13 protein-coding genes and 1 tRNA gene are annotated in these 11,223 nt (G+C 40.9%); 9 read left to right on the top strand and 5 right to left on the bottom strand.

The window, feature by feature from the left end; translation table 11 throughout:
- Nucleotides 1-2 precede the first annotated feature (2 nt).
- Entirely contained in the window at nt 3-503 is a 501-nt protein-coding gene (locus ALFOR1_RS13310) for an RDD family protein (RefSeq protein ID WP_058548058.1), read from the bottom strand.
- Nucleotides 504-785: 282 nt separating this feature from the next.
- Here ALFOR1_RS13310 and ALFOR1_RS13305 point away from each other — a divergent pair.
- The 6 genes from ALFOR1_RS13305 (at nt 786) to ALFOR1_RS13280 (ending at nt 4,781) form a co-directional block, all read left to right on the top strand.
- Nucleotides 786-870 (top strand) — tRNA-Leu (locus ALFOR1_RS13305).
- 703 nt (nt 871-1,573) lie between these two features.
- Nucleotides 1,574-2,863: a M20 family metallopeptidase gene (locus tag ALFOR1_RS13300; RefSeq protein ID WP_104643245.1), complete on the top strand. Its 1,290-nt coding sequence runs from the start codon at nt 1,574-1,576 to the stop codon at nt 2,861-2,863.
- A 102-nt stretch (nt 2,864-2,965) separates the two neighbouring features.
- Nucleotides 2,966-3,577: a TetR/AcrR family transcriptional regulator gene (locus tag ALFOR1_RS13295; RefSeq protein ID WP_104643244.1), complete on the top strand. Its 612-nt coding sequence runs from the start codon at nt 2,966-2,968 to the stop codon at nt 3,575-3,577.
- 30 nt (nt 3,578-3,607) lie between these two features.
- On the top strand, nt 3,608-4,018 hold the full coding sequence (locus ALFOR1_RS13290) for a GFA family protein (RefSeq protein WP_058548055.1): 411 nt from the start codon (nt 3,608-3,610) through the stop codon (nt 4,016-4,018).
- 15 nt (nt 4,019-4,033) lie between these two features.
- Nucleotides 4,034-4,480 (top strand): RidA family protein, encoded by a 447-nt coding sequence (locus ALFOR1_RS13285; RefSeq protein ID WP_104643243.1) that lies wholly within the window; start codon nt 4,034-4,036, stop codon nt 4,478-4,480.
- A gap of 76 nt (nt 4,481-4,556) precedes the next feature.
- Nucleotides 4,557-4,781 (top strand): hypothetical protein, encoded by a 225-nt coding sequence (locus tag ALFOR1_RS13280; protein ID WP_058548053.1) that lies wholly within the window; start codon nt 4,557-4,559, stop codon nt 4,779-4,781.
- Nucleotides 4,782-4,797: 16 nt separating this feature from the next.
- Here ALFOR1_RS13280 and ALFOR1_RS13275 read toward each other — a convergent pair whose 3' ends face one another.
- Nucleotides 4,798-6,000 carry an MFS transporter gene (locus ALFOR1_RS13275; protein WP_104643242.1) on the bottom strand — a complete coding sequence of 401 codons (1,203 nt, stop codon included), beginning with the start codon at nt 5,998-6,000 and terminating at the stop codon, nt 4,798-4,800.
- 101 nt (nt 6,001-6,101) lie between these two features.
- On the opposite strand from ALFOR1_RS13275, the gene ALFOR1_RS13270 reads away from it, so the two are divergent.
- Nucleotides 6,102-6,884, top strand: a complete 783-nt coding sequence (locus ALFOR1_RS13270; RefSeq protein ID WP_058548051.1) for an AraC family transcriptional regulator — start codon at nt 6,102-6,104, stop codon at nt 6,882-6,884.
- 14 nt (nt 6,885-6,898) lie between these two features.
- On the opposite strand, the gene ALFOR1_RS13265 is transcribed toward ALFOR1_RS13270, so the two are convergent.
- The 3 genes from ALFOR1_RS13265 to ALFOR1_RS13255 form a co-directional block, all read right to left on the bottom strand.
- Nucleotides 6,899-8,959 carry a TonB-dependent receptor gene (locus tag ALFOR1_RS13265; protein ID WP_104643241.1) on the bottom strand — a complete coding sequence of 687 codons (2,061 nt, stop codon included), beginning with the start codon at nt 8,957-8,959 and terminating at the stop codon, nt 6,899-6,901.
- Nucleotides 8,960-9,033: 74 nt separating this feature from the next.
- Nucleotides 9,034-9,690, bottom strand: coding sequence for a YoaK family protein (locus ALFOR1_RS13260; RefSeq protein WP_058548049.1), 657 nt, complete (start codon nt 9,688-9,690; stop codon nt 9,034-9,036).
- Between the two features lie 26 nt (nt 9,691-9,716).
- Nucleotides 9,717-10,406, bottom strand: coding sequence for a substrate-binding periplasmic protein (locus ALFOR1_RS13255; RefSeq protein ID WP_104643240.1), 690 nt, complete (start codon nt 10,404-10,406; stop codon nt 9,717-9,719).
- 124 nt (nt 10,407-10,530) lie between these two features.
- Here ALFOR1_RS13255 and ALFOR1_RS13250 point away from each other — a divergent pair, with 124 nt between their 5' ends.
- Together ALFOR1_RS13250 and ALFOR1_RS13245 are read left to right on the top strand one after the other, a co-directional pair.
- The gene (locus tag ALFOR1_RS13250; RefSeq protein WP_104643239.1) at nt 10,531-10,779 is read left to right on the top strand and encodes a TIGR03643 family protein; all 249 of its coding nucleotides are present in this window, start codon (nt 10,531-10,533) and stop codon (nt 10,777-10,779) included.
- A 76-nt stretch (nt 10,780-10,855) separates the two neighbouring features.
- Nucleotides 10,856-11,218, top strand: a complete 363-nt coding sequence (locus ALFOR1_RS13245) for a hypothetical protein (protein WP_104643238.1) — start codon at nt 10,856-10,858, stop codon at nt 11,216-11,218.
- Nucleotides 11,219-11,223 lie beyond the last annotated feature (5 nt).

Genomic DNA, 11,223 nt, shown 5'->3' with positions numbered 1-11,223 from the left:
TACTAATCAAGCTCTCGGTAAATGCGTTTATTTTCTTCTTTGGTAAGCGCTATGACCTCTGTTTTAGAGAGGTAATCTTGCAGTGCTTTATTGTTTTTAAAATCAACTAATACCAGTAAATTACCCAAACCAAGCAATGCACAAAGACTGCGAATAATAGCCTGCGGCCAGCTAATTAAGTTACCTTCAAGAGTTTGCACCTTTAAACGCCATGCACGCATACCGATTGTTTGACCGCTTTTAGTCCAAAAATAGCCAAAAAATACTAAGGTAACAATAATAAGTAGGGCACTTCTAATACTTGAAAATAATAACGATTCTTGAATAAGTGCCGATACATCTTCAGCGCCATTTAAACTAATAACATCGAGAGAAATAAGCCCTTGTACGGCAAACAAATAGAGTACAACCGTTAACATAGCAAACGCAATAATGGCTAACGTATCGTAAACTAACGAAGCAAAGCGACGCCAAAAACCAGCACGTGGAAACTCACCCGACATAAATATACTCTCACTATTAATATGCGCGCTAGTTTAGCAAAAAAGCTTACAAATACTAAGCGCTATAGTTTAGCGATACTATTTAACCTAATAATTACTTTTATAAATGTTAATAGGTGGCTAAATGTTAAGCGGTTGATCATGCTAATGTCATAAAACGCTTGCCGCTAACCCTATTGTTTGTATAATGCTTGGCATAGAGACGAAGGCACATAAATAATCCTTAGCTCTAAAGTGGTTTTTCTTTATCTTCTCGTGTTTAGAAGGTTAAAGAAAAATGACGCCAGCGTGATGAAATTGGTAGACATGGGGGATTCAAAATCCCCTTCCGAAAGGAGTGGCGGTTCGAGTCCGCCCGCTGGTACCACTTTTTATAACCTCTGCTAGTTTTAGCAGAGGTTTTTTTATGTCTGAAATTTGTGTTGGGGCGAACTCGAGCACCACTCAAGTGGCGCTAGCATCAGTTACAGTCCACCTGCGGGTACCTCTTTTTATAACCTCAGCTAGTTTTAGCAGAGGTTTTTTTATGTCTGAAATTTGTGTTGGGGCGAACTCGAGCACCACTCAAGTGACGCTAGTATCAGTTACAGTCCACCTGCGGGTACCTCTTTTTATAACCTCTGCTAGTTTTAGCAGAGGTTTTTTTATGTCTGAAATTTGTGTTGGGGCGAACTCGAGCACCACTCAAGTGGCGCTAGTATCAGTTACAGTCCACCTGCGGGTACCTCTTTTTATAATCTCTGCTAGTTTTAGCAGAGGTTTTTTATGCCTGAAATTTAGTAGGTGAGTTCGAGCATCATTCAAAGTGACGTTATTATTTGTATTCCAAGTGCAGGTACCTTTTTATAATTCTGACCAAATTAATTAGGGTTTCTTTCTAAAATTTGGGTGTTTTGATTTAAGTGAATCTGAGAGCTCTTTTATAGTTTGCATTGCGTGCATAAAAAGAGTTATGTCAGATCCATAAAATAGTAACTGTATTTAAAAATGATGTAAGCTATAACTCAACAGCTCTTTTTGATAACACTAAATCGGTTGTTGGCTTCATTAAAATAATAAAGGAAAACAGGATGAAAAAATCACTACTTTCAGTGGCATTAGGTTTTGCTGCGCTAGGTGCGTTTAACGCACAGGCAAACCTTGATCAGCACGTTAAAAATGTAGAGCAGCAGGTAATTGAATGGCGACGCGATTTTCACCAAAACCCTGAGCTTGGTAACCGCGAAACGCGTACCGCAGGCATTGTGGCTAAACATTTAAAGTCGTTAGGTATGCAAGTACAAACCGATATTGCTTACACAGGTGTTGTTGGTATTTTAAAAGGCGCAAAGCCTGGCCCTACAGTAATGCTACGCGCCGATATGGATGCACTACCGGTAACAGAAAAAACAGATGTGCCATTTAAATCAACCAAAACCACAAATTTCCGTGGCGTTGATGTAGGCATAATGCACGCTTGTGGCCACGACACGCACGTAGCTATGTTAATGGGCGCTGCCGAAGTATTAGCAAATATGAAAGATGAATTGCATGGCAACATCATGTTTGTGTTTCAGCCTGCTGAAGAGGGCGCACCTTTAGGCGAAGAGGGCGGTGCAGAGTTAATGCTTAAAGAAGGTATTTTTACTAAATATAAACCTGACGTAGCATTTGGTCTACACATCACATCGAGCCTACATACAGGTAAAATTGGCTATCGAAGTGGGCCGTTTATGGCCAGTGCTGATCGCTTTGAAATAACCGTACATGGTCGCCAAGCGCATGGCTCAGCACCGTGGACAGGCGTTGACCCTATTGCTGCCGCTGCGCAAATTGTAACGGGCGTTAACCACATTGTGAGCCGCCAAGTAAATATAACCAAAGAGCCCGCTATTGTGTCGTTTGGTAAAATTGCCGGTGGTGTACGTAATAATATTATTCCTGAAGAAGTTGAAATGGTCGGAACTATTCGTAATTTTGATATGGATAATCGCGCGCAAATCTTTGAAAATATTAAAACAACCGCTACGTATATAGCTAAATCGTCGGGGGCAACGGCTGATGTGCATATTCACGAAGGTTACCCTGTAACGGTTAATAACCCTGAGCTTACAGCGCAAATGTTACCTAGCCTTGAAAAAGCAGCGGGTAAGCAGAATGTGCTAGAAATGGGTAAAATTACTGGCGCAGAAGACTTTTCGTTTTATGCATTAGAAATACCCAGTGTATTTGTGTTTTTAGGTGGCACGCCTGCAAACCAAGATTTAAAAACGGTAGCAAGTAACCACTCACCGTATTTTTACGCTGATGAGTCATCGTTTAAAGTGGGCACAAAAACACTTAGCCAATTAGCGGTAGATTACTTAAATAGCCACAAATAATGTCGTAATTATCCAGCGAGTAAAGTAATTGCTGGCTGGGTATTGTTGTTTATATTAACAAGCTGCACTATGTGTGCACTTTAACCTAACACGTTTAAATTTATGTCTGATCAACCCTTTTTGGCACCTAAGCAACAACGCAGCCAGCAAACCCAAGAAAAACTATTAAAAGCGTTGCATCATAGTTTAAAAAGTAAGTTTTTTGAGCACATAAGTATAAAAGAGTTGGCCGATTACGCCGAAGTGTCGGTAGGTACGTTTTACCGTCGCTTTAAAAATAAAGAGTCGCTGCTGCCCATGTTGTATCAAGACTTTGGTATGGATTTAAATAACTGGGTAACAGAGCTTGAGACACAGAGCTATAAAAACCTAGACGATGTAGTTAACACTCTATGTCATAAAACGTATGTATTTTTATCATCACAGCAGGGAATATTTAGAACACTGCATTTAAATTCGCGTTTGCACAGCGAGTTATTAGGCACCGATAAACACATAAACAGACGAGTTATTTATCAGCGTTTAGCGCAATTAATTACCCAAACAGATACTAAAGTAAGCGAGGCGGCAGCAAGTACGGCGGTATTTTTAATTGTTAGCTCATTGCTTGATAAAGTGCTTTATCACGATTTAACGCCTGCGATTGCTTGCCCTTTAAGTGCAGCGCATTACGCAGAAGAACTACCTAAAATTGTGTTAGCTTATTTAGGTTAAACACCTTTAAACATGCTCAAGGAGAGTAAAATGAAAATTACTGGAAGCTGCTATTGTGGTGAAATTAAATACCAAGCAGAATCTCAAAACAATAATGCACTTATTTGCCATTGCAGCGATTGCCAACGTATGTCGAGCGGTCCATTTAGAGCCGTTATAATTGCAGAGCCAAACTCGGTTGTGTTTACCCAAGGCGAGCCAAAAGAGTTTGTTAAAACAGCCCAAAGTGGTAACAAGCGTGCGCAGGGATTTTGTGGCACATGTGGTACAACACTTTATGCTACAAATGCAGAAAAAGAAGGTCGTGTTTATGGGTTGCGTATTGGTGCGGTTGATCAGCGCGATGAGTTTAAACCGTCTGCACAAATTTGGTCACAATCTACGCTCGCGTGGCTAAACGATTTACACAAAGTGCCGGCCTTTGAAACTACACCTCAATAAACAGGTAGGCTATTAATGAAAACACTGATAAAAACAGCCTTATTAGCAAGTGTACTACTTACCGTTTTTGCGCAGGCAAAATCCAGTAATGTCGACTTTTTAAATACAGGCAAAGCGAATCCTAACTTGCCATTTTCGCAAATAGTAAAAGCAGGTAATACGCTTTATATGTCGGGACAAATAGGGATTAACCCTGCAACCGGTAAGTTAGCAGCGGGTGGTTTTGAAGGTGAAGCTAAGCAAACTCTTGAAAATATTAAGCGCACTTTAGAGCTGCATAACTACAGCATGAGCAATATTGTAAAATGCACGGTTATGCTGACCGACATAAGCGACTTTAAAGCGTTTAACGCTATTTATACGCAATATTTTAGTGCGCCGTATCCTGCACGTAGTGCCTTTGCTGTTAAAGCGTTAGCCCTTGATTCTTTAGTAGAAGTTGAGTGTATAGGCTCACTTTAAATTTAAAAAGTAAGTTTTCTGAAATTTTTTTAGCCAAATGACTGTCTATTTATAAGTCAGTCATTTGGAGGAAAATATGTGTAGTTCACCTAAAAGCAGCCGAGCAGTTAAAAAATCAGCCATTAACTTTAATGACGAGCTAACCCAAGAGCAGCGCCTGCGTTTTGCAGCAAAAGCTAATTTAGCACAAGAGCGCCGCGCACAGCGCGAAGCTACTCATAAACGCTATGAGAAAAAATATACCCCTGTAAAAAAGCCAGCAACGGGCTTGTTTTCATGGTTACAGCAGTTAGTAAGTTAGTTACAGCAGTAAAAAATTAACTGTTATTAAGCGTGGTATTTTTACCGCTAAACCATCCGCATATAGCACATAACACGCCCGCAACAGCACATAGCCACAATGGCGCACTCCAGCTCCCTGTTGCAGTATGCAATGCCCCTGCAACCATAGGGCCAATAGCCGCCAGCAAATAACCAATACTTTGTGACATACCCGAAAGCGATGCCGCTTGCGTGGAGTCATCAGTACGTAGGCTAATAAACGATAGCCCTAAAATAAAACACGCTCCAGAACTAAAACCAAGTAGTAGTGTCCATACCAAGGCAAAACTTGGCATATACAACAAACCAAGCGCACATGTTGCACTAAGTGATGCAAGTATAAAGCTAAGCGCGCTTTGATCTTTGAGCTTGGCAAGTAGCGGTATAAGTACAAGCCCAGGTATGGCGGTCGCAATTTGAAAAGCCCCATGATAGGCGCCTGCTTGCGTAGCGCTTTGGCCCGCTTCGGTTAAAATGCCCGGCAACCACGTAATGATGATGTAGTTTAAAAACGAATTTAAACCTAGCAATAGTGTAATTTGCCATGCAAGAGCATAACGCCAAATGCTTTTAGTAAGTGTTGAGGTATGTGCTGTTTGTGTAGGTTTTGTGTGTTTATTTAATTGCGCCATCCATACAATTAAAGTGGTGACTGTAATAAGCGCACTTGCGCCTAAAGCAAATTGCCAGCCCAACCCTTCATATTGGCTAAGCGGGTAAACTAACGCTGAAAACCCACCCGATGTAACGCCCATAGTAAGTACATAAGCAGAGGTCATAACGGCGACTTTTGCGGCAAAGTCACGTTTTATTAAACTCGGTAATAAAACGTTAGCTATAGCAATACCAGCACCAATAATAGCTGTGCCAACAAACAACATTATTGACGAATTAAACACCCGCCCAGCAATACCCATTAATATTAAAAATACGGCAAAAAATAAAGTGCGCTCAAGCCCTTGGCGTTTAGCTAGGCTTGCTGCCATGGGCGATATAATCGCAAATGCAATAAGCGGTAACGTGGTGATAAACCCCGCCTGCGAAGCGGTTAAACCAAAGTGCGCAATTATTTGATCAAGCACTGGCGCAACACCTGTAAAAGGTGCACGTAAATTGGCGGCAATAAGTAAAATACCTATTACCAGTAGTATGCTCGAAAAGCGCGACGTGCCAGTATTGCTTTGAGGTGTGTGTGTCATTATTAAAAATAAGTTAGCTAATTATTGGTGCTAGTATAATTAAATCGGCACTATTATAATTTAGCTATACTGACATTAAATTGCTAAAAACAGACAAAACTATGTTTGAACCTAAAGGGTGGGGCTATCTGCAAAATTATGAGCATATGGTGCAGCCCATAATCGCCAAAGTAGATACCGCACAAGGCAGTAAAGAATACCCTTTACATACTCACCCAAAGGGGCAATTAATATTAGCGCTTGATGGCTATGTAACCTGCGAAGCGGCAAATAAAATGTGGATGGTGCCAACTCACAGCGCTATTTGGGTGCCTGCTAATACGTGCCACAGTAATCGTGCATCAGATAACGCCAATTTATGCTTTGTATTTATTGATGCCAACCTAAAAGGCATGCCCACACACACTTGTACTTTGGCTATTACTTCCCTCGTTAAAAGCTTAATGCTTAAGCTGGCAAGCGAAAACCAAGCTTATAGCGAAGGAGATAAAACCGCGCGTTTAGCCCAAGTATTGTTTGATTTATTAATAGAAATGCCAGCGCAGCCGCTTGATTTTGCGCTTTCTAAGCATGTAGTTATACAAACCATGAGCCGGGAGTTAATTGAGCATCCCAATAACCGCAAAACCCTTGCACAATGGGCAGTGCAATTTGCGTTAACCGAACGTACGTTGGCACGACTTATAAAAAAGCAAACCGGCATGACCTTTGGTAAGTGGCGAACGCAACTACATATAATTACCGCGCTGCAGGCACTTTCAGATGGGCAAAGCGTACAGCAAGTGTCGGAGTTATTAGGGTATGAATCGGTGAGTGCGTTTATAACTATGTTTAAAAAGGTAATGGGAAAATCGCCCACTAAATACTTGGGCGATTTAAATTAAGCTAAATATGTGCTTTACCAAGTATACGTGGCTGAGAGCATTGCGTTACGTGGCTTACCAGGGAAGTACCTGTCGCCAGTAAAACTAGTGAAATCGGCACGCTCTGCGTAAGCTTCGTCGGTAAGGTTTATTACACGGGCAAGCACTTCTAGCTTATTGGTAACTTGCCACTTTGCACGTAAGCTTAAAATATCATGGCCCTCGTAGCTATGAAGGTTTTCTGGGTCGGTATAGTAACTACTTACGCTATGCCATTGCAGTGCAAGCGCTAGGTTATTAAAGGCTTGCCAATTTAAATCAAGGTTAGCAATGTTGCGCGGCGCAGTATCTACCTCGTTGCCGTTAATATTTAAGCCACTCACTAACTGGTTATTAGTATACGTATGCTTTGCATGTGTACCTGCAAATTGTAAGTTAAGTGTTTTACTTAATGCGTAGTCTACTTCAAGCTCAATACCACGATGGCGAGAGCTGCCATTATTAACGTTAAAAAAGTCGCTATCGCGATAAATAGTGTTGTGCTTACTCATGGCATACACAGCCAATGCATAACTCACATCGCTGTAATATCCTTTTAAACCAAGCTCGGCATTATTAGCTATTTCTGGGTTTAAATTAGCGGTGGTTTGATCGCGTTGTAATTGGTATAGCTCAGCCGCTTGGGGCGCTCTGTAACCACGCGAAAAGTTAGCATATACAGTATTGTTGTTATTGACCTTATAGCTTACACCTAGCTTAGGCGATGTATTGCTAAAACTATTTTTACCACTAGCTGGGCGGCTATAGCGGCAACCGCCAAAGCTACATTCACTGCCATCATCTTTTGTACGGCCAGTAAGCATATTATTAGTATAATCGTACTGCATATGCTCATATCTTAGGCCGGCGCTAATAAACCATTTATTTAATTGCCAATCAATAGATGCAAATGGCGCATACAGTGTTGCGTTTACGTCGTAATCGTAGTGTTTGCCTTGCGGTACTGTGGCAACTAAAAATGCAGAGCCCTGAGTTGGTTCGTTTTGGCTTTGTGTAAAATCGCTGCGGGTATATTCGCCATCAAGCCCTAGGTTTACTTTTATATTACTTTGTAAATTGTGCTGATAAAGAGATTGCACCCCAAAGCCTGTTTGGCTATTAGTTTCAAGTGGGGTGCCGGGTAAAAAGTGCTTAAAAAAGTCCATGCTTTGGTCGCGCACATAAGGTGTAATAGAAAACACATTCCCGTTTTTTAATTGCCACTGGGCATTGCTCCACGCTCTAAATGAGCGGGCTTTTCTAAATGCATCGGGGTCAAAGTTTTGCTGTGCTATGTCTTCGTTTTTATAGCTTTCAAAACCCGTTATAAAGCCCGCTGTTTGCTGATCTAAATCTGTGTATGTAAGGCCAGAGGTAAGTAATAGGTTTGAACGCTCAAAGCGGTGGCGAATATTTACTTTTTGCTGTTTTACGCTCTCGTCGTCGCGATAACCAGTATCGTCAGTCACACTTGCGTTAATGCCAATCCCACTGTTGCCGTAGTCTTTCCCTGCGCGTAATTTATAACGAGCATAACCGTATGATCCATAGTCAAGCCCTAGCAGTCCGCCACCTTGGGTGGTGTCAGGCGTTATTACATTAATAACACCATGCACGGCATTAGAGCCATAAAGCGCAGAGCCCGGGCCTTTTAATACTTCAATACGCTTTGCCATTTCGCTATGCGCTTCAAATAGCTCGTTTATATTACAAAAGCCCGCAGCGCGAAGTGGTATGCCATCTTCAAGGGTGAGTATGCCGCCACATGCTGCCGCGCCCGAAAGCACAGGCGAGCGAAGTGCAGGTAAATACTCTTGCCCGTTACCACGTTGTACATTTGCGCCAGCAATACGCTGTAATGATTCTTCAACATGAGTTGGCGCAATACTGTTTAATTGCGCCTCAGATAAGGTGCTAATAGTAAGAGGAAGGGGTGTGGCAAGTGCTTCTGTACGCGAGGCGGTGGTTGTTAACGTTTCTATAGCATCATCGTTTTGATTATCAGCAATTGCAACATGGCTTAGTGGCAATAATAGCGGCAAAAAATAAGGTTTCATACATTCCTTTAAGGTAAGTAACGCTTTATTAACGCCATGGTAAGGTGTTTTAAACAATTTTTAAACCGATTGCGTTAAAGTGTGCGAACTCTATAAACCCTATACGTTATCGATAATACAAAGCACGCCAGTGCAGGCACCACTAAAGCGAGTATTGAGTAATACTCAAATAAAATAAACCCAGTAATACCGCCAAATAAAAAACCAATAATAATAAGTAAAAACATTACACCTTTTCGGCTATCAAAGGTTTCCCCTTTAAGTGCTTTACCTATCATTAGGCCAAGGTCGGTAAAAATTCCGGTTAAGTGAGTAGTACGCACTACGGCGCCGCTATAATTAGTGGCTAATGCATTTTGTAAACCACACGCGGCGCTGGCAAGTGTAATGCCATAAACATAAGACTGGTCGAGCAAATAAGCACTTAAAAGTAGTAAAAGGCCTTCAATAAATAACAAAGTGTCGTAATGTCGGCCAAGCTTTAACGAGCCACCAGTGAGTAAAAAGCCAGAAAGCGCCGAGCCCAGCATAAAGCTTAAAACTATACTCATTAGTAGTAACGCAGCAGAGGTACTGTTCATTAGTTTTATACCAAGTAAAGTAACACTGCCCGAAAGGTGAGAAATAGCCTGATGCTCAAATCCTAATAACCCTACAGCATTCACAATGCCAGCAATAAAGGCGAGCGCAAACGCGCCATATTCAACCCACTGTGGTAATTTTGTAAACATTAGATATCTCGTAAATATAATCGTGGCTATTGTTTTTGATTTTTAAAACGTATTATTTGCTCATCAACCAACTTGGTGTTTATTACGCCGTGTTTAAAGGCAATATAAACAGGAAGAGCAAACTCATTTAACTGCCTAGCGGTTATGTTTTTATGGTTTTTTGCATACCATAATCCGGCCTGATAATTAGTTATTGCGTAATCAACGCGGTTTTTATCAAGTAGCTCAAAAGTGGCTTTAGTGGAGAGCGAGCGCATTAAATTACTATCATCAATATTGTAATGCGCAGCAATAATGTTTGGGAAAGCAACACCTCTCAACATAGCTATACGCGCAGCTGATAAATCCGTTGTGTTTAACTGCTCCTTGGTTTTACCAAATAAACCAAATTGGGTGATATGCAGTGGCTCACTGGTAAAGTCTAAATATTGAGTGCGCTCTTTGTTATTTGCCAGTGAAAAATAGCAATCGTAATACCCGAGTGTCATTTCTTTTTTAATGCGTGCCCACGGTAAATGCATCACATCAATGTTTAAATTTAAATTACGCTCAATAAACCTTAAGTACTCTATATCAAGGCCAGAAAAGGTATTGGTTTGCTCATCATATATTGTAAAAGGAGGGTAGTGCGTGGTTGCGCAGCGAAGCGTTTTATTAGGCGTTGCCAATAATAGCTGAGAAAAAGTTAAAGCTAAAAACACCAATACAGCGCGCATAAACACAAACCCAAAAATTTTTATAAGTATAGAACCTGAGCGCTTATTATACAGATTAATTGCTTTAAATTGTGTTGATCTATGTATTTTTATATCGCGTATAAATTAAATTTATGAGAGCCACATGTTTAACGCAGAGCAGCAATCGCGCATTATTGAAATGGCGTGGGAAGATAGAACACCATACGAGGCAATAGAGCAGTTATACGGGCTTAAATATCCGCAGCTGGTGGTATTTATGCGCGAACATATTTCAAAAGGAAGTTTTAAAGTGTGGCGCAAACGCCACGTAGGGCGTACTACAAAACATTTAAAACTTCGCGACCCTTCAATAATGCGCAGCCATTGTAAAACCCAATATAAACATCGCTAGTTTTAAACTCGTTGTTTCATACAATGTTCAGTCGTGTTTGTTAATCTTTAGGTATTAACTACACAAGAGATTATGTATGAAAGCACCTATTTATACCGCTTTAATCGCATTTGCTTTATTTTCAGTGAGCGCTGATGCAAAACCACATAAAGAAAAGCATGCTTATAAACACGGCCATAATAAGCATTACTCAAGTAAACACTATGACGATAACCACCTTTCTAAAAAAGAAGAAATAAAGCTGATACGTGCAGGATGGACGCCACCAGGCTTGAGTAAACGTTATCACCGAGGTGATTTTTTAGAGCGTGATATATATAAGCAAGGTAGAGTGATTGAACGCTCTAGAGATAATGGTACAGTAAGTATAGTAATTGACCGTACGATTATTCATATGGTCCACGATACTCGAGAAATTCTTTCTATTTTAAGTCGTTAAGTTAA

The organism is Pseudoalteromonas carrageenovora IAM 12662 (assembly GCF_900239935.1).
Taxonomy (GTDB): Bacteria; Pseudomonadota; Gammaproteobacteria; order Enterobacterales; family Alteromonadaceae; genus Pseudoalteromonas; species Pseudoalteromonas carrageenovora.
This window is presented reverse-complemented; position numbering and strand designations above follow the sequence as displayed.